Source organism: Rhizobium mulingense (assembly GCF_029194105.1).
Taxonomy (GTDB): domain Bacteria; phylum Pseudomonadota; class Alphaproteobacteria; order Rhizobiales; family Rhizobiaceae; genus Rhizobium; species Rhizobium mulingense.
In genome coordinates this window covers 23929-45000 of record NZ_JARFVE010000008.1, presented here as the reverse complement: position 1 = coordinate 45000, position 21072 = coordinate 23929, and the positions used below count along the sequence as shown (strand labels likewise).

General features: G+C 61.6%; 23 protein-coding genes and 1 pseudogene. 13 read left to right on the top strand and 11 right to left on the bottom strand.

What is annotated here, in order from left to right:
• Nucleotides 1-351: 351 nt before the first annotated feature.
• Nucleotides 352-447: pseudogene (locus PYR71_RS19075) on the top strand (glutathione S-transferase family protein); the annotation flags it as partial.
• 50 nt (nucleotides 448-497) lie between these two features.
• Here PYR71_RS19075 and PYR71_RS19070 read toward each other — a convergent pair.
• Complete coding sequence (locus tag PYR71_RS19070; protein WP_275620462.1) at nucleotides 498-857, bottom strand: VOC family protein; 360 nt, start codon at nucleotides 855-857, stop codon at nucleotides 498-500.
• 76 nt (nucleotides 858-933) lie between these two features.
• Entirely contained in the window at nucleotides 934-1866 is a 933-nt protein-coding gene (locus tag PYR71_RS19065) for a LysR family transcriptional regulator (protein WP_275620461.1), read from the bottom strand.
• Nucleotides 1867-1987: 121 nt separating this feature from the next.
• Between PYR71_RS19065 and PYR71_RS19060 the strand changes: the two genes are divergently transcribed.
• On the top strand, nucleotides 1988-2680 hold the full coding sequence (locus PYR71_RS19060) for a type 1 glutamine amidotransferase domain-containing protein (RefSeq protein ID WP_275620460.1): 693 nt from the start codon (nucleotides 1988-1990) through the stop codon (nucleotides 2678-2680).
• A gap of 165 nt (nucleotides 2681-2845) precedes the next feature.
• Here the strand turns inward: PYR71_RS19060 and PYR71_RS19055 are convergent, their stop codons facing one another.
• Both PYR71_RS19055 and PYR71_RS19050 read right to left on the bottom strand, forming a co-directional pair.
• A complete protein-coding gene (locus tag PYR71_RS19055; RefSeq protein WP_275620459.1) occupies nucleotides 2846-3319 on the bottom strand; it encodes an SRPBCC family protein in 474 nt (157 codons plus the stop codon).
• Between the two features lie 36 nt (nucleotides 3320-3355).
• Entirely contained in the window at nucleotides 3356-4225 is an 870-nt protein-coding gene (locus PYR71_RS19050; RefSeq protein WP_275620458.1) for an SDR family oxidoreductase, read from the bottom strand.
• Between the two features lie 104 nt (nucleotides 4226-4329).
• Between PYR71_RS19050 and PYR71_RS19045 the strand changes: the two genes are divergently transcribed.
• Nucleotides 4330-5220: a LysR family transcriptional regulator gene (locus tag PYR71_RS19045; RefSeq protein ID WP_275620457.1), complete on the top strand. Its 891-nt coding sequence runs from the start codon at nucleotides 4330-4332 to the stop codon at nucleotides 5218-5220.
• Between the two features lie 238 nt (nucleotides 5221-5458).
• Here the strand turns inward: PYR71_RS19045 and PYR71_RS19040 are convergent, their stop codons facing one another.
• Nucleotides 5459-6205, bottom strand: a complete 747-nt coding sequence (locus tag PYR71_RS19040) for a glucose 1-dehydrogenase (RefSeq protein WP_275620456.1) — start codon at nucleotides 6203-6205, stop codon at nucleotides 5459-5461.
• Nucleotides 6206-6311: 106 nt separating this feature from the next.
• On the opposite strand from PYR71_RS19040, the gene PYR71_RS19035 reads away from it, so the two are divergent.
• The gene (locus tag PYR71_RS19035) at nucleotides 6312-6683 is read left to right on the top strand and encodes an ArsR/SmtB family transcription factor (RefSeq protein WP_275620455.1); all 372 of its coding nucleotides are present in this window, start codon (nucleotides 6312-6314) and stop codon (nucleotides 6681-6683) included.
• Between the two features lie 201 nt (nucleotides 6684-6884).
• On the opposite strand, the gene PYR71_RS19030 is transcribed toward PYR71_RS19035, so the two are convergent.
• From PYR71_RS19030 to PYR71_RS19020, 3 genes are all read right to left on the bottom strand, one after another.
• The gene (locus PYR71_RS19030) at nucleotides 6885-7142 is read right to left on the bottom strand and encodes a GlsB/YeaQ/YmgE family stress response membrane protein (protein WP_183919438.1); all 258 of its coding nucleotides are present in this window, start codon (nucleotides 7140-7142) and stop codon (nucleotides 6885-6887) included.
• Nucleotides 7143-7329: 187 nt separating this feature from the next.
• Nucleotides 7330-7596 (bottom strand): DUF2277 domain-containing protein, encoded by a 267-nt coding sequence (locus tag PYR71_RS19025; protein ID WP_275620454.1) that lies wholly within the window; start codon nucleotides 7594-7596, stop codon nucleotides 7330-7332.
• A 247-nt stretch (nucleotides 7597-7843) separates the two neighbouring features.
• Nucleotides 7844-8920: a class I SAM-dependent methyltransferase gene (locus PYR71_RS19020; RefSeq protein ID WP_275620453.1), complete on the bottom strand. Its 1077-nt coding sequence runs from the start codon at nucleotides 8918-8920 to the stop codon at nucleotides 7844-7846.
• 180 nt (nucleotides 8921-9100) lie between these two features.
• Here PYR71_RS19020 and PYR71_RS19015 point away from each other — a divergent pair, with 180 nt between their 5' ends.
• Both PYR71_RS19015 and PYR71_RS19010 read left to right on the top strand, forming a co-directional pair.
• The gene (locus PYR71_RS19015) at nucleotides 9101-10171 is read left to right on the top strand and encodes a GlxA family transcriptional regulator (protein ID WP_275620452.1); all 1071 of its coding nucleotides are present in this window, start codon (nucleotides 9101-9103) and stop codon (nucleotides 10169-10171) included.
• An 873-nt stretch (nucleotides 10172-11044) separates the two neighbouring features.
• Entirely contained in the window at nucleotides 11045-12160 is a 1116-nt protein-coding gene (locus tag PYR71_RS19010) for an extracellular catalytic domain type 1 short-chain-length polyhydroxyalkanoate depolymerase (RefSeq protein WP_275620451.1), read from the top strand.
• A gap of 129 nt (nucleotides 12161-12289) precedes the next feature.
• Here PYR71_RS19010 and PYR71_RS19005 read toward each other — a convergent pair whose 3' ends face one another.
• Nucleotides 12290-13183, bottom strand: coding sequence for a LysR family transcriptional regulator (locus tag PYR71_RS19005; RefSeq protein WP_183919446.1), 894 nt, complete (start codon nucleotides 13181-13183; stop codon nucleotides 12290-12292).
• A gap of 129 nt (nucleotides 13184-13312) precedes the next feature.
• On the opposite strand from PYR71_RS19005, the gene PYR71_RS19000 reads away from it, so the two are divergent.
• The 6 genes from PYR71_RS19000 to PYR71_RS18975 all read left to right on the top strand — a co-directional run bounded on the left by PYR71_RS19000 (nucleotide 13313) and on the right by PYR71_RS18975 (nucleotide 18391).
• Nucleotides 13313-14500: an MFS transporter gene (locus PYR71_RS19000; RefSeq protein ID WP_275620450.1), complete on the top strand. Its 1188-nt coding sequence runs from the start codon at nucleotides 13313-13315 to the stop codon at nucleotides 14498-14500.
• Nucleotides 14497-14952 carry a cyclophilin-like fold protein gene (locus PYR71_RS18995; protein ID WP_416340318.1) on the top strand — a complete coding sequence of 152 codons (456 nt, stop codon included), beginning with the start codon at nucleotides 14497-14499 and terminating at the stop codon, nucleotides 14950-14952. The genes PYR71_RS19000 and PYR71_RS18995 overlap by 4 nt, the downstream gene beginning before the upstream one ends.
• A 31-nt stretch (nucleotides 14953-14983) precedes the next feature.
• The gene (locus PYR71_RS18990) at nucleotides 14984-16066 is read left to right on the top strand and encodes an alpha/beta hydrolase (RefSeq protein WP_275620449.1); all 1083 of its coding nucleotides are present in this window, start codon (nucleotides 14984-14986) and stop codon (nucleotides 16064-16066) included.
• Between the two features lie 84 nt (nucleotides 16067-16150).
• Nucleotides 16151-16897, top strand: a complete 747-nt coding sequence (locus PYR71_RS18985; protein WP_275620448.1) for an SDR family oxidoreductase — start codon at nucleotides 16151-16153, stop codon at nucleotides 16895-16897.
• Nucleotides 16898-17089: 192 nt separating this feature from the next.
• Nucleotides 17090-17884: a carboxymuconolactone decarboxylase family protein gene (locus tag PYR71_RS18980; protein ID WP_275620447.1), complete on the top strand. Its 795-nt coding sequence runs from the start codon at nucleotides 17090-17092 to the stop codon at nucleotides 17882-17884.
• Between the two features lie 36 nt (nucleotides 17885-17920).
• The gene (locus PYR71_RS18975) at nucleotides 17921-18391 is read left to right on the top strand and encodes a (R)-mandelonitrile lyase (protein WP_275620446.1); all 471 of its coding nucleotides are present in this window, start codon (nucleotides 17921-17923) and stop codon (nucleotides 18389-18391) included.
• Between the two features lie 235 nt (nucleotides 18392-18626).
• Here the strand turns inward: PYR71_RS18975 and PYR71_RS18970 are convergent, their stop codons facing one another.
• Nucleotides 18627-19154 (bottom strand): cytochrome c, encoded by a 528-nt coding sequence (locus PYR71_RS18970; protein ID WP_275620445.1) that lies wholly within the window; start codon nucleotides 19152-19154, stop codon nucleotides 18627-18629.
• Between the two features lie 248 nt (nucleotides 19155-19402).
• Nucleotides 19403-19810, bottom strand: a complete 408-nt coding sequence (locus PYR71_RS18965; RefSeq protein WP_183919456.1) for a winged helix-turn-helix transcriptional regulator — start codon at nucleotides 19808-19810, stop codon at nucleotides 19403-19405.
• Nucleotides 19811-19911: 101 nt separating this feature from the next.
• Here PYR71_RS18965 and PYR71_RS18960 point away from each other — a divergent pair, with 101 nt between their 5' ends.
• Nucleotides 19912-21033, top strand: a complete 1122-nt coding sequence (locus tag PYR71_RS18960; RefSeq protein ID WP_275620444.1) for an NADH:flavin oxidoreductase — start codon at nucleotides 19912-19914, stop codon at nucleotides 21031-21033.
• The last annotated feature ends 39 nt before the right edge of the window (nucleotides 21034-21072 follow it).

Here is a 21072-nt window from a genome sequence, read left to right as displayed (position 1 = left end):
GACGACGGACGGAGGGTGGGGTGGGCTCCGTGGCAAATCCAGCGATGGTGAGGCAATAGCAGCAGCGTTGCGCCTCTTGTCGATGGCCCTCCCCAACCTCCGTCATTCCAGGCCCTGAGCCTAGAATCCATGGCCGCAGGGGCCGGCGTGGGTCCTCGGATCAGGCCCGAGGACGACGGAGGTGGGGTGAACTCCGTGGCAAATCCAGCGATGGTGAGGCAGTAGCAGCAGCGTTTCGCCTCTTGCCGATGGCTCTCCCCGACCTCCGTCATTCCAGGCCCTGAGCCTGGAATCATGGCCACAGCCGAGGAGCAGGCGTGGGTCCTCGGGTCAAGCCCGAGGATGACGGAGGCCGCTGCACTTCCTTATGCAACCGCCGCCGAGTTCCGGCATATTTACGGACGGCTTGAAGAACTGGATGTGTGGCGAAACCCGTTCCCAGTCTGAAGGCGCGTGAATCTATCGAGATCGGCCAACGAGCAGCGACCCATTCGCCGTCAACCCTGCGCCGGCTCCCACAGCTCGACTGGATTACCCTCGGGATCGTGAATGCGGGCAAAGCGGCCTACCTCCGAGTTCCACTCATCCCGGGTTTCCACCGCGATCCCACTTGCAGTTAGGCTGGCCATTAGCCCATCGAGATCATCAACGCGGAAATTGACCATCCATTGTTGTTCCGGGCGACCGAAATAATCGGTGTCCTTCGAAAACGGGCCAAATATCGTCATCCCGGCCTCCTGCTGCCATACCGACTTGTGCAGGTCGTCAATACCGAGATGCTTTTGATACCATTCCGCCAGGCCGGCCGGGTTCGCCGCCCTGAAAAACACACCGCCGATTCCAACGGCCTTCGGCATAGAATTCTCCTCATCTTGAAACAGAATATGCAATCGATCGGGCACGCGTGCAACCGTCGAGGGCAAACACGCGCTCTCAATTTCCAGCCATGGCTTCTGCCCCCGCAGCGTCGGAGACTTCCTTTGCGACCACGGCGATCAATGATCTCAGCCACCGATGGGCGGAATCGTTTCGGTAGCGGACATGCCATGCCAGCTCGACTGGGAAGCTGCCGAGATCGACCGGCGCGGGGAGGATTTTAAGGCGCGGGTCGCGGGCAAGGCGCTGACAGATCAGCCGGGGCAGTGTGGCGCAGTAGTCGGTCACGGCCACTATTTCCGGGACTGCCAGGAAATGGGTGACGGAGACCGAGACATCGCGCCTGAGACCGGCCTGCTGCAGCATCTGGAACAGGCCGACGCGCATCCGTCCGGGCGGAAGCACGTTGACGTGCCGCATCCGCTGATACTGTTCCTCGGAGATGCTTTCGGTGATCTCGGGATGATCTTTGCGAACGACACAGGCCAGCCCATCATCCATGAGATGCTGCACGACCATGTTATCAGGAGGCTCGACGATCCTGCCGAGCACCATTTCCGTCGCCCCTGATATCGCGCCGGTCTCGGCCAGATCATTGCCGAAGGGCGTCAGGCGCAGCCTGATCCCGGGCGCGCATTCCCGCAGCCGTGCCACGATCACCGGCATCAGAACGAACTCGACGTAACTATTGGGGGCGATGGTGAACTGTCGTGTCGCCCGCGCCGGATCGAACGCCTGCTGGCCGAGAATGGCGTCATCGAGGCTCGCCAATGCGGTGCGGATCACCGGAGCAAGTGCCTCCGCCATCTCCGTCGGCTTCATGCCATAGCGCTCCCGGATGAAGAGTGGGTCGCGCAGCGTTTCGCGAAGGCGGTTCAGGGCATTGGAGACGGACGGCTGCGTCATGCCCAGTCGTTCGGCTGCGCGCGTGACATTGCGCTCTTGCATCAGCGCCACGAAGACAGGCAGGAGGTTGAGATCATGTTTCATCCAGATATATTGCTCAACGCATATCTGAAATCAAAGAAATAAATTTCAGGAATAGGAGCCGCCGAGGCATGATCCCGTCATCGAAAGCGACCGATCACATCTGTCTCGAAAGGATCTCCAGATGAAAATCCTCATGGTTCTCACCTCGCACGACCAACTGGGCAGTACCGGCCGGAAGACCGGCTTCTGGCTCGAAGAGTTCGCCGCCCCCTATTACGCCTTCCTCGAGGCCGGCGCCGAGATCACCGTCGCATCGCCGAAGGGCGGACAGCCGCCCCTCGACCCGAAGAGCGACGAACCCGGCTTCCAGACCGACCAGACCTGCCGCTTCCATGCGGACCCGGTTGCGCAGGCGGTGCTCGCCTCGACTGTAAAACTCGCCTCGGTCTCCGCTGACGATTACGACGCCGTGTTTTATCCGGGCGGCCATGGCCCGCTTTGGGATCTGGCGGAAGACAGGGATTCGATCGCCCTTATCCAATCGCTCTATCAGGGCGGCAAGCCCGTTGCCTTTGTCTGCCACGCACCGGGCGTGCTGCGCCACGTCAAGGCTGCCGACGGCACGCCGCTGGTTCAGGGCAGACAAGTCACCGGCTTCAAGAACTCCGAGGAAGATGGGGTCGGTCTCACCCAGGTGGTGCCGTTCCTGGTCGAGGACATGTTGAGGGAGAATGGTGGCGTCTATTCCAGCGGCGACGACTGGTCGTCCTATGCCATCCAGGACGGCCTGCTGATCACCGGGCAGAACCCCGGTTCATCGGTGGAGACTGCCGGCATTCTGATCGGCGCCGTCGCGGCGGCAAAGGCCGCCTGATCAACAGTCCTGGCGGTGAAGCCGAGGGCGCCGGGACAAACCCGACGCCCTGGCCCCGCCCCGCAGAAGCGTTTCGAACGCTTCCCTTGAGGGTCCCCAGATATCTCAGGTGGCTGTTCGGATATAACCCACGACCGGCCGCCCTTTGTTAGGTCGCGGCGATACTCAGAGCTTTCCCTCTGACAGCAGTTGGCGGGTCCGCTCCAGCGTCGACAGCAGGGCGGCCTTGTAGCCTGTTTCGCTATCGAACTGTGCCTGCTCGGCCTGCTCTTCCGGGGCGTTGGGCCGTTTGCCGCGCAGGCCGAGATAGCAGTAGAAGCGCAGCTGCAGCCGGCCGTCTTCATCCTCGAAGAGCTGGTTGACGATCGCTCCCTCGCGGGGCCCCGTCGCCTGAAAAAAGGTGACCTTGCTTTGCGGTTCCAGGGTGATGATCTCGCGCAAATCCAGCCCGGCAATCGTCGCCTCGCGCACGAAATGGTCCGGGCTTTCCTCCACGACATCGCAGCGGGTGCAGAGACCGGCGGGAAGAAAGAGCCGGGCGTCGCGTGCCTTGCGTTCGAGCCCCAGCCAGGCCTCGGCGCGTGTCAGCGGGGTTTCGCCTTCCGGGTTCACCGGAACTGTGGCTGTGGAATAGATCATGATGATACTCTTTTTGGTCAGATCGCTGTTGCTGCCTCAAGCGGAGGCAGCGATTTCCAAGGCGAAGGCGCGATATGAGCGGAGCGGGCGTCCGAGCAGAGCCGTCAGACGCTCGACGTCGCCCGCCTCGGGCAGCATCCCGTCGGTCAGGAAGCGTTCGCCCATCAGCCGCATGTCGTAGGCCATCCAGGCGGGCATGAACTGCTTGAGATTCTGCTCCAAGCCCTCGGTATTGTCGCCGCCGTAGGCGATCGGGCGGGCGAGCACGGCCGACCAGATGGCGGCGATATCGGTTCCGGTCAGCGTCTGCGGACCGGCCAGGTTGATCCTCTCCAGCGCCAGCGGCTCTGCAGCCTGTTCGCGGCGCAGCAGCTCAAGGGTGGCGATCTCGGCGATGTCACGAATATCGATCATCGCGAGACCCTTGGCGCCGATCGGCATCGGGTAGGCGCCGTAGCCGGTGATCACGTCTTTGACCATCAGATCGTTCTGGATGAAATAGGCCGGGCGCAGGATCGTCGCGTTGAAACCCATCTGCTCGATCATTCGCTCGACACCGAACTTGCCGGCGAAATGCGGCACGTTGACATAGACATCGGCGTGGATCACCGAGAGATAGACGATCCGCTCGATGCCGGCCGATCGGGCGACGTTCAACGCAATCAAAGCCTGGGTGAATTCATCCGGCACCACGGCGCTAAGCAGGAACAGCGTCGACACGCCTGACATGGCATTGCGCAGCGAGTCGACGTTGAGGAAGTCGCCCTGCACGACGCTGACCTCCGCCGGGAGTTGGGCTTTCGACGGGTCGCGGACAAGGGCACGGACATCGGCGCCGCGCTTGACGAGGTGTTCGACGATTTGGCGGCCAACATTGCCTGTGGCGCCGGTAACGAGAATGGTCATGGTCTTTCTCCGCGTTGGGTTGCTTGACACCTCGAATATGTGTGGTTCACTGGCAGTCCGATAGACGGCAATTCTAGACAAACCGTCTCGCTGATGGAACGGACATGGATCTTCTTGCGCTTGCCGATTTCAATCTTGTCGCCCGCCATGGCGGCTTCGGCAAAGCGGCACGGGCGACGGGCCGACCGAAGGCAACATTGTCGCGCCGTGTCGCCGAGCTGGAAAGCGCCCTCACTCTGCGACTGTTTGAACGGGGTGCGCGCAATCTGAAGCTCACCGAGGAAGGGCGGGCGCTGTTCGAGCGGACGGGGGCGCTGCTTGCCGAACTGGACGAAACGGCTGCTGCGATTGCCTCAGGCGGTCAAAGACCCAAGGGCAGATTGCGCATCAGCGCACCCTTGCACTTCTCCCAGACCGCCATGGGCAGGATCGCCGCGGGCTTTGCCCTCGAATATCCGGAGGTCAGGCTCGAGGTGACGAGTGAGGACCGGTCCGTCGATATGATCGAGGAAGGCTACGACCTGGTCATCCGGGTCAATCCCGATCCCGACCAAAGCCTTGTCGGACGGGCCTTTCTGCGCGACCGGCTGGTGGTGGTGGCAAGCCCCAACCTTCCCCGCCCGACCGGCGGACGTGCGGCTCCCGGCGTTGCACGTGGCGCAGGCGAAGCGCAAATATGGCGGGTGAGGACCGCCGGCGGCCAGTCGACGATCAGGATCGAACCCGTGCTCACTTTGTCAACGCTCACCACGATCCGGGATGCGGTGCGCGCCGGCGTCGGTGCGGGACGTCTTCCCATATCGCTGGTGAGCCACGACCTGGCGGATGGCACATTGGTCAGTTGGGGGGACATCGACGGCCCGGAGATCGCTCTCTGGACGCTCTACCCCTCTCGGCGGCTGCTTAGCGCGCGCGTGTCGGCGTTCCTGGACTTTTTGAAACAGGCGTTCCCCAACGGGACGCCTGATGAACTCGCCGCCTATATCGGCAGGTGATGCCGCGCTTTGCCGGCGCATGGACGAGCTCCGGCATTGACTTTATAATGCCTCGTCAATGCGGTCGTCATGGCCGGGACGCGCACAATCGCGAGCACTGCGAGAGCATGATGCCGATAAGCGAGCGGCTTTCTGACGGCATCATGCTCTTACTCTTTTATTCAGAACAGGATCGAGATTTCAGGCCGGCCCCGGCATAAACACCCAACTCCGTGATCCGAAGAGAGCGGAAATGCCCTCAACGGAAGCCGCCGCTGGCGGCCAGCCGTTCGCCGGTTATCCAGCGGGCGTCATCGGACGCAAGGAAGACGGCGACGCCGGCGATATCGTCCGGCTGGCCGATGCGGGCAAGCGGCGTCTGGGCGACGACGGTCTGCTCGAGATCCGAGCCGATGACGCCGGCCGTGTGCGTCCCCTCGGTCTCGACCATGCCTGGCAGGATGGCGTTGACGCGGATCTTGCGCGGGCCGAGTTCCTTGGCGAGCACGCTGTTGATGCCCTCCACGGCGCCCTTGGTGCCGGTGTAGACGGCAGAGGCCGGCGGCGCCATGCTGGTGACCACCGAGGAGATGTTGATGACGCTGCCGCCCTCGCCGAGGTGCTTGACCGCCGCCTGGGTGGTCAGGAGAACGCCGAGCACGTTGACGTCGAAGATGCGGCGATAATGGTCCTCGGTCACTTCCTCGATCGAGGCGAATTCGTAGACGCCTGAGTTGTTGACCAACACGTCGAGCTTGCCGAATTCCTTGACGGCGGCATCGACCAACCCCTGCGCCTGGTCGGCCTTGGAAACATCGCCCTGAACCGCGATGGCCTTGCCGCCGGCGGCGCCGATCGCCTCGACCACTGCGTCGGCTCCGGCCTTGCTCGAGGCGTAATTCACCACCACCTTTGCCCCTTCGGCCGCCAGCGCCTTGGCAATCGCCGCGCCGATGCCTTTGGAGGCCCCCGTGACCACTGCGACCTTTCCGGTGAGCTTCGCCATTTTGAATTCCTTCTGATCCGGACTGCTGCCGGGATTGGCAGCTTGTTCCATAGTTCAGAAATTCGGAACTGTTGATCTCGATGTCAAGGGGCGCTATATAAAATTCATGAGACCGCTCTTTCACCCAGCCTTGGAGGATATACGCCCGGAGGCGATCCTTTATGCGCTGTCCGATCCCGAGCGCGTCGCCATCTTCGCAAAGCTTGCCACCGCCGGCTGCGGCGGCACGTGCTCGGCCCTTGCCGATCTCGGCGACCGCATCATTCCAAAATCGTCGCTCTCCAACCATTTCAAGGTGCTGCGCGAATCCGGCCTGATCCGCAGCGAGCGCCAGGGTGTGGAGATGCGCAACCAGACCCGCTGCGCCGAACTCGACGCACGCTTCCCGGGGCTGATCAGATCGATCCTGGTGGCTTACGGGCAGCTTCCAGCGCAGTTGGAGACGATGTCGGGGGAAAAAAGCTGCGACAGGCAATGAGCCGGAGCGGCGCTGGCTGAGGCTTTACCCCTGACCGATCAGACCGATATCCGCCGCTGCCCTTAAAGTCCGGCTTGCTTTTGGCGCATCCGTCAACGTTCGCGGGGCGCCTTGAACACGAGATGACCACGCCTCAAGCCACGCTCGCGCGTGGCTGGAGTGCGTGAAGAAGGCAACCGTTTGGGGGCGCCTCCTGTTTCGTCAGGCCGGACGTCTGATCATTCTTGCAATAGCGATCAGGATGCAGGCTCCGATGAAGCCCGCGATCAGATAACCCAGCCATCCGCCAAGGGCGACGCCGAAGAGCGACAGGATAAAGTTGGCGACGATTGCGCCGACAATACCGAGAAGAACGTTCATCAGCACGCCCATGTTGCTCTTCATGAACATCTCGGCGAGCCAGCCGGCGATGCCGCCGACGATGATTGCGGCGATCCAACCGATACCTTCATTTTCCATGGAATTTCCCCATTGTGAATTATTGAGCGCCGGCGCCGGCCATCGTGTTACGCAGATAAGCGAAACCGATGGCGCAGCGACAAGACTATAACCTTCCGCGACGCGAGTTGGTTCCATAAGGCCCCGCCCCAAGGCGGTGCGTGCTCTTGTTGATCCGGTTCAGGTCACTTGTGGGCCCGGGCTCTTTTCATGCAAAGCGCATCGCTGATCGCGCACGCGCCTTCGCCGCGACTTCGGCACGGTCGCGAGGCGGCTGAGAGGTCTCCAGCGAATGAAGCAGTTCGTGGGCGCACTGTGCGATCGCGAAGACTGCCTGTTCGAACGCCGCCTCATTGTGTTTCGAGGGCTTGTTGGTCCCGCTCAGCTTCCGCACGAACTGCAATGCGGCATCATGGATCTCCTCGTCCGTCGCCGGCGGATCGAAATTGAAGAGAGGCTTGATATTTCGGCACATGACTTGCTCCCGTCGTCTCCCTCCCATTCGGGAGGATTGCTTGCCATAAACTAGTCGCGCGACCGTAAATGACAAACGGTCTGGTCGTCAGCAACTCAATCGGCAAACAGCGCGGCAAGGCGAAGTATGGCAGCAACAGCACCCCGCCCTCCGTCATCCCAGGCCTCACGCTCGGGATCCACGGCCGCAATCGCCGGAGGACGACGGAGAGTGGGTGGAAGTCCGGCGCCCTCAGTCGCCGGTCTGGTCAGAGGCGGGCTTCGAGGATCAGGTTGAAGGGCGTCTGCATTGCCTTGCGGAAGCGGGTGAAGCCCGCCTTGCGGAAGACGTCCTTGAGCCTTGCCTCGCCGGCCTGGGCGCCGAGCACGATGTGACCGCCATCGGAAATCGCATGGGCACAGCAAATCGTCGTCGAAGCGGCATAATAGAGCCGGCCGACAGGCGAGATATTGTCCTCCACCCGGTCATTGGCGAAGGGCTCGACCAGCATCACCGTGCCGTCCTTCGCAAGGGCCTTGGCCGCATGCGTGGCGGCTGCCACCGGATTGCCCATGTCGTGCAGGCAGTCGAAGAAGCAGATGAGGTCATAGCCCGTCCCCGGATAGGTCTCCGCCCGTGCGGTCGAAAAGCTCGCGCGACCGGAAACGCCCGCCTCGCCCGCCACCCTGCGTGCCTCGTCGACCGACTTTTCGTGCGTGTCGAAGCCGTGGAATTTCGACTTCGGGAAGGCCTGCGCCATCAGCACCGTCGAATGGCCGTGGCCGCAGCCGACATCGGCGACCAGCGCGCCAGCCTTCAGCTTCTCCACCGCGCCGTCGAGCGCCGGCAACCATTCCGGCACGAGGCTGGCGCGGTAGGCGTTGCGGTAGAAGGAAGCGACGCCGCAGAAGAGCCGGCCATCATGGTCACCCCAAGGGATGCCGGCACCGGTGCGGAAGGCCTCGACCGCCTTGTCCTCGTCGGCCCACATGGAAGCCGGCGTTGCCCAGGCATTCGGGATGAAGACGGGGCTGTCCTCGTTCGCCAGCACGAAAGCCTGTTCCGGCGTCAGCTCATAGGTGCCGCTGACAGCATGATAGGTGACATATCCGCCGGCGACCTGCGAATTCAACCATTCGCGCACATATCGTTCGGCGCAGCGGGCGCGACTGGCGATCTCGCGAGACGTGAGCGGACCGCGGTCGGCCATCGCCTTGTAGAGACCGAGGCGGTGGCCGAGGCTGACCATGACCCCGCCATAGCCGGCGGAAAGATCGCTGACGACGCGGCCGACCAGCGTGTCGAGCTTCGCACTGTCGATGGTCTTGCTTTGCATGGTATCCATGATGTTTCTCCCTGGTTGCAAACCTCCGTTCGAGGTCGAGGGAAGGATCGCAGACCGGGAGCGTGAGCGGCAGAGCGGTGCCGGCCATGATCGGGCCATTTGCGCCATGCAAGGAAGCTGTCGCGTCCGCAGTGGCCCCGGCTGCGCTCCGGGGTTATCATTGCTGCCAAGGGGGAACCGATGATGACGGGAACGCAGCAGGAGGCAGAGCGGGCGCCGGGGCCGCAGCCCCTCCATGTCAGCCTGGTGGCGCTGCCGGAGGCGGCAGTCTCGACGCTGAGCGGCATCTTTGATGTCATGAATGCCTTTTCCATCGTACCGCCGGACGACGGCATTGCGAAGACGCCTCCTTTCCACGTCGAAATCGTTGGCGAACGGGCCGGCCCGCTGACGCTCGCCAGCCGCGTACCGCTGGTGGTGCAGCGGCCGGTCGCCGAGATCGAGCGGACCGACATCGTCATCGTGCCGTCGGTCGTGCTCGGGCCGGAAGGCTGGGTGAAGCGCCGCTATCCCGAACTGGTGGAATGGTGCCGGCGGATGCACGAGAAGGGGGCACTGATCTGCTCGGCCTGTTCGGGCATCTTCCTGCTTGCCGAGACCGGGGTCTTCGATGGCGCCGACGCCACCGTCCATTTCGGCTATGCCCAGACGTTCCGCGACGCCTATCCTGGGGTGCCGATCCATCCTGAGCAGGTGCTGGTGGTCGCCGGCCAGCGGGACGAGTTGATTACATCAGGCGCCTCGATGACATGGCACGATCTCGTGCTCTACCTGATCGCCCGCCATGCGGGGGCGACGGCGGCGCAGACGGTGGCCCGCTATTTTGCCCTGCAATGGCACCAGGACGGGCTGGCTCCTTACATGGTGTTCGAGGGGCGGCGCGACCACGGCGACCAGGCGATCCAGACTGCACAGGACTGGCTTGCCGTCCATTTTTCGGTCGCCAATCCGCTGGAGGAGATGGTCAGGCAGGCGGGGCTGACGGAACGGACCTTCAAGCGGCGGTTCACCCGGGCGACCGGCATGAGCCCGATCGCCTATGTCCAACGGGTGCGGATCGAGGAAGCGAAGCGGCGGTTGGAACGAACCGAAGCTTCCGTCGACGAAATAAGTTGGCAGGTCGGCTACGAGGAGCCCGCCTTCTTTCGGCGCTTGTTCAGGCGGATAACCGGCCTGGCTCCGGGAAACTATCGTCGCCGGTTTCAGGTGCCGGCCTATGCCAAGCGGCCTTCATTGCACCAGCACGGCTGATGCGGCGTTTTCCGTCGCTTCCCAGCGACTCTGCTCCACATCAGGCGTCTTGGGGCCGCCGGGAGAGTTCTGCGATCAAATAGTCCGCCACCATTCGAACCGAAGGGAGCTGCCCGCGGCGATGCGCAATCAGCAGGATTGCCGTCACCCCCCTCCTCTCCATCCGGGTAAAAAGGCGTGATCTAGGCGGCGGCGCTCCTTCGCCATTGCGAAGCGTCCAAACCGCTTCCGAAGGCGATGCCGTTAGCTCGTCGAGCTTACTCGCTTCATCGGGTCGCGAACACACACCTTTCTCCCTGATATAATCGGCCGAGGCGACGAGCCGGGTGGGATCGTCATGGATCCGGCGCTGGAACTATTCCGCAAACGGGACGGTGCTGGACATGGCAACGGAGATATTTCAGGCGTGTTTGAGCTGATCCGGCGCGGGCGCAGCGCTGTCAGCTGAAGGGCTGACCGGCCATCCCGAAATAGAAAAGCCTGCCGCGGGAGGAGGTGCGGCAGGCTTTCCTAAAAGAACCGAACAGCGACTTGGGAGGAGGAGTGCCGCTGTTCCAACAGACGTCCCTTCGGGAGGAGGAGTGGACGTCTGAATTTCGAAGCGTTGCGGGAGGAGGAGCATCGCTTCGATGAAAATCATCATACTCACGCCGGCGCCATCCGCCAGCGCTTATGTTGCACTGCAGCTATGCACCCGCCGCAACTGTCGGCGGGACAGATAGGCATTCCTGCCCCTATTCTGTCGGCTGTTCTGCCGCTCCCCATGGAATTTTCGGTGCCATTAAGGGCTCGGATAAATCTGCTTGGGCGAATTAACCCGGGAGTCCCATTGTGCGGCGCAGCAATCGTCCCCACATCGGGAGTTGAGGCCGATTGGCGGCCAAGGAGACGACATTGCTCGACAAGCCCCCACAAAATCACCGCTTGGTCGAAATCGGGAGGTTTGGCTCCAATCCGGGGTCATTAAAGGCGTGGCTATATCTGCCGTCGATCATGGCCCCCGGCACCCCCCTCGTCGTTGCGCTGCATGGCTGCACACAGACGGCAGAGGGCTACGCCGCCGGTTCCGGCTGGTCCCAGCTCGCCGAGCGGCGCGGATTTGCGGTGCTTTATCCCGAGCAACAGCGATCGAACAATGCCAATCTCTGTTTCAACTGGTTCGAGCCCGACGATATCAGCCGGGATGCGGGGGAGGCATTGTCCATCCGGCAGATGATCGGCCATCTCGTCCAGTCGCAGGGCATCGATCCCACGCGCATCTTTATCACCGGCCTGTCGGCAGGCGGTGCGATGGCGAACGTCATGCTTTCGACCTACCCTGAGATATTTGCAGGCGGCGCAATCATCGGCGGGCTGCCCTATGGCGTGGCAGGCACCGTGGCAGAGGCTTTCCAGCGCATGCAAGGCCGCAATCCGCCGACTGTCCCCAGGCTCCAATCGGTTCTCAAGCGCGCCTCGAACCACCGCGGGCCCTGGCCTAGGATTTCGATCTGGCACGGCACGCATGACCAGACGGTCCGAGCCAGGAATGCCGAACAGATCGCCCAGCAATGGAGCGGCGTGCACTCCCTCGCCATCGAGCCAACGCGGAGCGAGTTGATACACGGCCATAGGCGCAAAGTCTGGCTCGACGCGAAAGGCATGGAGGCCGTCGAGATCTATCTCGTCAAGGGCATGGGCCACGGCGTTCCCCTGGCGACGAGCAGCGATCGCGCAATCGGGAGAGCCGGCCCGCATATGCTCGAGGCGGGGATTTCCTCGACCGTTCGTATCGCACATGCATGGAATCTGGCCACGGAGGCAGACGTCGAGGAGGCTGAGGCAGCCGGAAATTTCGCCCGTCGGGGGGAGCCCGACGCCGCTCCATCCACGATAGAAAGAGCATTGCGCTACGCCAGGTCGCGCGCCAACACCGCTAGCGACGCTGCCGACGGCAAGATCGCCAAGGTCATAAACGACGCGCTTCGAGCGGCGGGGCTGATGCGATAGACAATCGCCGCAAGCGGGAATGATCACCTTGATCATAAGATGCCAAAAGCCGCTCGTCGCGGCGGGGATGTAGCTCCCGTCGGGCTACACCAGCCCTTCCGCCACACCCCCGCAGCAAGCGACGCGTGTTCAGCTCCGATGTCTCAGAGCATCGACGATCAGCGCCATCGCCGGGGACATCTGGCGTCGGCTGGGATAGTAGAGATGGTATCCCGTGAACGGCTCGCTCCAATCGTCGAGGACAGCCTGCAGCGTTCCCGCCTGGATGTGTTCTTCCACGAGATCCTCCGGAATATAGGCGATCCCGTATCCTTTAACGGCGGCGTCGATCTGGGAGATCGAGGAGTTGAAGCTGAGCTGCCCCTCGACCCGGACCCGAAGCTCCCTCCCGTCCTTCTCGAACTCCCAAGCATAAAAGCCGCCCCATGTGGCTTGGCGCATGTTGATGCAGACATGGCTTACGAGGTCCTGCGGCGTCTTGGGGATCCCGTGGCTGACGAGATATTCCGGGGCCGCTACGGCACGCAGGCGCCAGTCGGGGCCGATGCGTACGGCGATCATGTCCTTGTCGACGCTCTCGCCGAGCCGGACGCCGGCGTCGAAACGCTCCTCAACGATGTTGCGCATTCCGTTATCGCTGTAGAGCTCGACCTTGACGTCGGGATTGTCGGACAGGACACGGCTCAGCTTAGGCCAGACCGTCGTCTGTAGAGCATGATCTGAGAGCGTCAGGCGCACTGTGCCCGACGGCTTCTCCCGGAAAGCCACCAGATCTGCAAGATCTGCTTCGATCCCCTCGAATCTTGGAGCGAGCGACTGTAGCAGGCGTTCGCCGGCCTCCGTTGTCGCCACGCTGCGGGTCGTCCGCGTCAGCAGGCGCACTCCCAGTCGCGCCTCCAACTGCTTGATCGTATGGCTGAGGGTCGACTGAGAGGTGCCGAGCGTGGCTGCGGCCTTGGTGAAGCTCTGCTCCCTCGCCACCTCGATGAACCACAGCAGGTCCTTCACATCCTCCCGCAGCATGCCGTCCTGGCTCCTATTAATGTTCTATATCGATAACTCCATGCGGATTAGCACGGATTGTTCGCAAAGTCCCCCGGCAATATCTTTCTCTTGCAAGTCGCCAAACGCGAGCACGCAAGGATCCATGACATGAGCATAACATTCGAAGATGGCATCGAGAGCCAGAAAGCCGCTTGGGGAGCAGTATTCTCCATGACGTTGTGCGTCTTCGTTCTGATCGCGTCTGAGTTCATGCCGGTCAGTCTTTTGACCCCGATCGCGTCGGGCCTAAGCATCTCAGAGGGGCAGGCGGGACAGGCGATCTCGATCTCCGGCGTCTTTGCAGTCATCACCAGCCTCTTCATCTCGACGTTCGCCAGTCGGCTCGACCGGAGGATCGTCGTTCTTGGATTGACCGCTCTTCTGACGCTCTCCGGCATCATCGTGACGTTTGCACCGACCTATCCGGTCCTGATGATCGGCCGGGCCATTCTCGGCATCTCGATCGGAGGCTTCTGGTCGATGTCGACAGCGATCGTCATGCGGCTTGTATCAGAAAGCCAGGTGCCTGCAGCGCTGGCCCTGCTGAACGCGGGAAATGCGATCGCCGCGACCATCTCGGCCCCGGCCGGCAGCCTTCTGGGCGCCTACATCGGCTGGAGAGGAGCGTTCTTCCTCGTGGTTCCGGTCAGCCTTCTTGCGATCCTCTGGCAGTTTATCAGTCTTCCCTCGCTGCCTGCCCGGGCAGGCCAGGCTTCGCCGAACGTGTTCAGGTTGCTCCGGCGTCCTCCGGTCATCGCTGGGATGATGGCAATTCTGCTGCTGTTCATGGGGCAGTTCGCGCTCTTCACCTATCTGCGTCCTTTCCTGGAGCAGGTAACCCATCTCGGCATCGAGACGCTTTCGTTCAGCCTGCTGGTTATGGGCTTCGCAGGGGCGGGTGGCACCTGGATGATCGGTAAACTGCTGATGCATCGTCTGTTCAGCATTCTTGTTGTCATACCCCTGGTGATGGCAGGCCTTGCCTTGTTCCTGATCGCTTTTGGAGACAGGGAGCTTCCCGTGTTCGCCGCACTCGTGGGATGGGGCCTTTTCGGGACTGCCGCTCCTGTCGGTTGGGGAACGTGGCTCAGCCGATACCTCGCCGATGACGCCGAGGCCGGAGGAGGTTTGCAGGTCGCGGTCATCCAGCTTGCGATCACGGCAGGAGCATCGATCGGCGGCCTCCTCTTCGACATCGTGGGCTGGCGGTCCGCCTTTGTCCTCAGCGCAGCCTTGCTTGCCGGCTCGTCTCTCACGTCGATCGTCGCCTGGCACACCGTCAGGAGAGCCTCATGAGGGATCGACCGCGCTTCATGACCCGTCGAACACTGGTGCTAGGCGTCGCTGTCCTTGGCCTGTCGGGCCTGAGTCAACCGAAACCAACAACAGGAGGCTTTGACGTGAAGATAAGGCTTACCTTTGGCGAGCACACGATGACGGCGACACTGTACGACAATGCGTCCGCCCGTGACTTTGCCTCCCTGCTTCCACTCGAGCTCGAGATCAAGGACTTCGGATCGAACGAGAAGATCGCATACCTGCCGCGCAAGCTGACAGTCGAAGGACACGGACCCTTCTCCGACGAGCGGCCATACGACCTCTGCTACTACATGCCCTGGGGAAATCTCGCGATGTTCTACGCCGACTACAAGCATCCGGGCCTGGTCCGCCTCGGTCGCTTCGACGACGGGTTCGAAGCGCTTCACGTACCTGGGGAATTCCCGCTGCGCATCGAGCGCATCCAGTGACACTCAACCCATCCAGACAGGAGACTTCCAAATGAGCAAGCACAGTGAGACGCAGGACGGCTTCAATTCGAGCAGGCGTAGCCTGATAAAGGCGACCGGCGTTGCCGTCGCGGCCATCAGCCTGATCCCGGCGGCTGCCGCGACCCAGGCCCTGGCTCAGACCACGGATTGGGACAAGACCTTCCCCAAGAGCGACAAGGTCGACCATCAGAAGGTCTCGTTCAAGAACCGATATGGCATCACTCTGGCCGGCGATCTCTACCTTCCCAAGGATCGGGACAACAATACGCTCGCCGCCATCGTCATCAGCGGGCCGTTCGGCGCGGTGAAGGAACAGTCGTCCGGGCTTTATGCGCAGACGATGGCAGAACGTGGATTTGCAACGCTTGCCTTCGACCCATCATATACCGGAGAGAGCGGCGGCGAACCGCGTAACATCGCCTCGCCGGACATCAACACCGAGGACTTCAGTGCCGCAGTGGACTTCATCGGCCTGCGGCCGGAAGTCGATCGTGAGCGCATCGGCGTGATCGGCGTCTGCGGCTGGGGCGGCATGGCTTTGAATGCCGTTGCCGTCGACAAGCGCGTCAAGGCTGTCGTCGCCAGCACCATGTACGACATGACGCGCGTCATGTCCAAGGGTTACAACGACAGCGTTACCCTGGAGCAACGCACGCAAAGGTTGGAGCAGTTAAGCCGGCAGCGTTGGGTCGATGCGGAAAAGGGTACTCCCGCGTACCAGGCGGCCTATAACGTCGAGGTCGGCCCAGATGCACCGCAGTTCATGGTCGATTACCACGACTACTATTCGACGCCGCGCGGTTATCATAAGCGCGCTGTCAACTCGGGCAACGCCTGGTCGCAGACCACGCCGATCTCGTTCATGAACATGCCGATTCTGACCTACATCGCGGAGATCTCGCCGCGTCCGGTGCTGTTCATCCACGGCGAGAAGGCTCACTCACGCTACTTCAGTGAAACCGCCTTCGCAGCCGCCGCGGAGCCAAAGGAACTGATGATCATTCCGGATGCAAGCCATACCGACCTTTACGACCGCATGGACAAGATTCCCTTCGACCGGATGGCCGAGTTCTTCGGTCGACATCTGGCATAAGCGAAACTCGCCGGTCGAAATATCACAGGCGGCGAGGTGACCTTCTGGTCACAACGCCGTCTCGCTTCTCATCAGGAGACACGAATGACAGACAGCATCGCTGGCAAGACCATCGTAATCACGGGCGCCTCGAGCGGCATGGGTGCCGCAGCCGCCCGGTATCTCGCGACCAAGGGCGCCAACGTAGTCCTTGGAGCGCGCCGCTCCGATCGGATCGACGCCCTAGCCGCCGAACTCAACGAAGCCTGCTTCAAGGCCACTGCTGTAGCCACCGACGTGACGAGGCAAGAGGACCTGCAAAAGTTGATCGACGCGGCCGTTGAGACCTACGGACGGGTCGACGTGCTCATCAACAATGCGGGCGTCATGCCGCTTTCGCCCATGGATCGTTTGAAGGTGGACGAATGGGACCAGATGATCGACGTCAACGTCAAAGGCGTCCTCTACGGCATCGCCGCAGCGCTCCCCCATATGAAGGAGCAGAGGTCGGGCCACATCATCAACGTGTCCTCCGTGGCCGGCCACAAGCTCTTCGGCGGCTCGGCCGTCTACTCGGCCACCAAGTTCGCAGTGAGGGCATTGTCGGAGGGGCTGCGGCAGGAGATGGCGCCTTACAACATCCGCACGACGATCATCTCGCCCGGAGCCGTCAAGACGGAGCTGCTGGACCATATCAGCGAGAAGGACGTGCAGCAGGCGAACCAGGATTACGTCGGTCAGGTCGGCGTACCAGCCGATACGTTCGCCAGGATGGTCGCCTTCGCGATCAACGAACCAGAGGATGTCGCCGTGAACGAGATCCTGTTCCGGCCGACGGCGCAAGAACTGTAACCAGCATTTAGACCGCCCGGCGGCGGTTCTGCGACTTGACCGAAGACGGCCGAAGGGACAGCCCCGGCCGTCTTCGTATTTGCAAAGTCGTCGAGGTTTGATGTCGAGATCGGATAGACCCTATCGGAAATAGCGTTCTAATCCTGCGTTTCCTCGCTCCTATCTCATGGTGATTGGTACACCATCGAAAGGATGTCGACCGTGAAACTCCTGGCCGCCGCCACCCTCACTCTTGCGACGGTCGCATCTTCACCCACCTTCTCCCAGCAGAGTTCGACAATGATCAGATCATCAAGCGTGTCTTCGGACGACATCCGGAGCGTTTCCCCAGCTCTCGGGCGATACGAGAAGGAGGACGTCGTAGAGGGCCTGTGGACTCGCCCGCAGCTTTCCGTCCGCGACAGAAGCGTCGTCACCGTCGCCATCCTTGTCGCGCGCAGCCAGACTGGCAATCTTTCGCACTACATGAACCTCGCGCTCGACAACGGCGTCACGCCGAAGGAGCTTTCCGAGATTATAACTCACCTCGCATTCTATGCGGGCTGGACGAACGCGACGTCGGCGTTGGCTGTCGCTCAAAACATCTTTGCCGAGCGGAACATAGGCGCGGATCAGTTGCCTGAAGCTTCTCCGGATCTCATGCAGCTCAACCAGGAGGGTGAGGCTGTGCGTCGAAGGGCGGTCCAAGGCCTGCTGGGGGATGCGTCGCCTAGGCTGGCGGATTTCACGACGGATCCGCTGTTCAAGGATGTCTGGCTGCGACCGGATCTCGCGCCTCGCGACCGCAGTTTGGTGACCATCACGTCCCTGATGGCCAACGGTCAGGTGGCCCAGCTGGCAGGACACCTCAACAGGGCGCTCGACAACGGGCTCACTCCCGACCAGGCAGGCGAGGTGGTCACGCAGATCGCCTTCTACGCCGGGTGGCCTAACGCCTTCTCGGCAGGCCCTGTCGTCGCCGAGGTGCTCAAGAAGCGCCAGCAGTAAGCGAACAAAACTATACCGAAAAGGAAGGACTTATCTATGAAGAAGACCCTCGTTGCTGCCACCCTTTCCACCATGGCATTTGCCGACGCGCCTGCAGCTAGACCTGAAAACATCACCGTCAGCCCCGTCGGCGCCGCGCCGTCTGTCCTTGCTGATCCGAAGAACTTCACGGGCAACGTCGTCGTCGACATGCTTCTGCCTGGTTCACTGTCGACGCCAGCGTCATCTGGACTTGTTACGTTCGCACCCGGAGCTCGAACCGCATGGCATAGCCACCCGCTTGGTCAGATGCTGATCGTCACAGCAGGTAAAGGGTGGGTGCAACAGGAAGGCCAGGAACGCCAGGAAATCCGTCAGGGCGAGACTGTCTGGATTCCAGCAGGCATGAAGCACTGGCATGGTGCGACTGCGCAGAACGCCATGAGCCACCACGCCATCACCTACATCCAGGATGGCAAGAACGCCGAGTGGATGGAATTGGTTTCTGACGAGCAGTATCTTGACTAGGTACCATCGGATCACCGTGATTGATGACTGTGGAGGTCGGCCGCACAAAGCGACAGCTATATCGTCCGCCACCTCCAGAACCGGCCATTCCGCTCCCGGCGCCATCGCGGACTACTTCATTGTTGAGAGATTCGGCTGCTCTGCGCTGAAGCGGCTCCGTGCGGCTGCACATCCTCTTGCCCCCGCGCATGCGAGAACGACGCTGGCCGCCGTAGGGTTCGCTGGCGGCACTGTTCTAGTTTGGTGCGGCAGCCGCGGTTTCACCGGGCGGCAAGATCCGCATCATGAAGGTTGAAACCTTCTCCCCCGGCTTGAAAGGTCCAGGGATCTGATGGCTGACCGGTTTCAGGCTTTGAAGGAAGACTGCAATAGATGTCACGTCTTCTTCAGTGAGTTGCGCGAATGCATGCCACGGCATGATTGGCGCCAGGAGGCGGCCATCCGGCCGCTGCCCGGTCTGAAGCGCAGTCACAATCTGTTCCCGGGTCCAGCTGCCGATGCCGGTCTCCTTGTCAGGCGTAATGTTGCGGCCGACGAAGACACCCTGCCCCGGGATCTCGAAACCGACATCCGATCCACCCAGAAATCGCGAGCTGTCCGGGTTTCCGAAGAAATATCCCGGTGTGTGGCAGTCGTTGCAGCCGCCGATCGTGACGAGGTATTCGCCGCGGGCAGTCTGCGCATCGTCGGCCGCTGCGATATTCGACTGCAGCGCCAATGCTGAGGCGGCGAAAAATGCCACCCGAATGCTCGATCGAAACATCATTCCCTCCATGATACAGAAGCTCGCAACGGCCAGCGAACTGAATATCACGATGAACATGTTCTATATATTAGCCATATTTAATTATCGAAGATTGTAGATGGCCGCTAAGCGGGCCGGCAGTGAGCGAAGGAAGCTGCCGTCGGCGGGCTTGACAGATCCTCCGCAAACAACAAACGCCAATCGAGACAACCTCGTATTCTATTGCCCCTGCCCCAGGGCCGGATGGCCCGATCTGCGCGCTCGCGTCACAGGCGTAGCTGGATCAGCGATCGGTCGCGCTTCTTCCCACCGTCAGCGCTGTCGAAAGCCTCTCTCGCTGCGGTGACCTCCGGCAGTTTTACGAGCGTCCATTTGTGCAGTTCCTGAAGGGGTTCCCGCAACGTGTGACCGAGTGGCGTCAGGTGGTATTGAACCGCGACCGGAGAAAGTGAAATCACCTCTCGTGCGACAAGACCGTTGCGCTCGAGGCGGCGAAGGCATTGAGTGAGCGCCTTCTGCGTCACCCCTTGCAAACGGCGGCGAATGGCGTTGAAGCGCTGAGGCCCCTCGTTGAGAACCGCAATCACCATCATCGACCACTTGTCAGCGATCTGATCGAATAGAGCCCGGCTCGGGCATTCGGAAGAGAAGCAGAGCGGTTCCAGTTCGAGCATGTCGGTTTCCTTCACTATACCTAGGCGACTTCAGGTGCCTGATTGACGCTAGGTTTACATCGTATACCTGGAAGTCCGTTTTACGCAACGGAGTTCTACGAATGCCCAATCCCGATACAAGCAGCCTGTTTCGACCTTTCACCATTCGATCGCTTGAACTGAAAAATCGTATCGTCATGGCGCCAATGACCCGCCTGTTTGCGCCCGAAGGCGTGCCGGGGCCGGCAAATGCCGACTACTATCGGCGCCGAGCAGAAGGTGGTGCGGGACTGTTACTGTCTGAAGGCACGGTGATTGATCGCCCGGCCTCCCGCAACGACGGTGGGATTCCGTTTTTCCACGGTGATGCGGCGTTGAGGGGGTGGAAAAATGTGATCGACGCTGTTCATGGTGCTGGCGGTCGCATGGGGCCGCAGATCTGGCACACCGGCGCGACGCGCTACATCAATAATTGGGAGCCCGACGCCCCGGTGGAAAGCCCGTCCGGCCTCAACGCGCCTGGTGAGGCCCGCGGCGTTGCGATGACCGAAGAGGATATCGCCGATTCTATCGCAGCCTTTGCCAAAGCGGCGGCAGACGCCAAGCGGCTCGGCTTTGACACTGTTGAAATCCACGGCGCGCACGGCTACCTGATCGATCAATTCTTCTGGTCGGGCACGAACCTGCGCACCGACCGGTATGGCGGACCGACGATCAAGGAGCGCTCGCGCTTTGCTGGCGAGATCATCTCCGCCGTACGCGAAGCGGTGGGACCTGATTTCCCGATCATTATGCGCGTCAGCCAATGGAAGCAGCAAGATTTAACCGTGCGTCTCGCAGAAACCCCAGCAGAGATGGAGACGTGGCTCCTGCCGTTGGTTGAGGCAGGGGTGGATGTCCTTCACGTGTCGCAGCGTCGCTTCTGGGAGCCGGAATTCCCGGAAATTGATGGCGAGAACGGCCTCAACGGCGCAGGCTGGGCAAAGAAAGTGACGGGTGCCGCGACAATCGCTGTCGGCTCGGTGGGCCTCGAGAACGACGTGACTGCAAGCGCTTTTGTCGGCAAGGGGTCAGCCACGGCAAGCATCGATCGCTTGATCGACCGCATGGACCGCAATGAGTTCGACCTTATTGCCGTGGGTCGCGCGCTGCTTACCGATCCAACTTGGGTCGCCAAAGTTGAGAACGGCGATTATGCAGAATTGAAGGGGTTCGACCCAGCTACCTTATCCGAGCTTGCCTGACCCAGATGGCGTGAGCGGATGCAAGCGCGGGCTGCATCC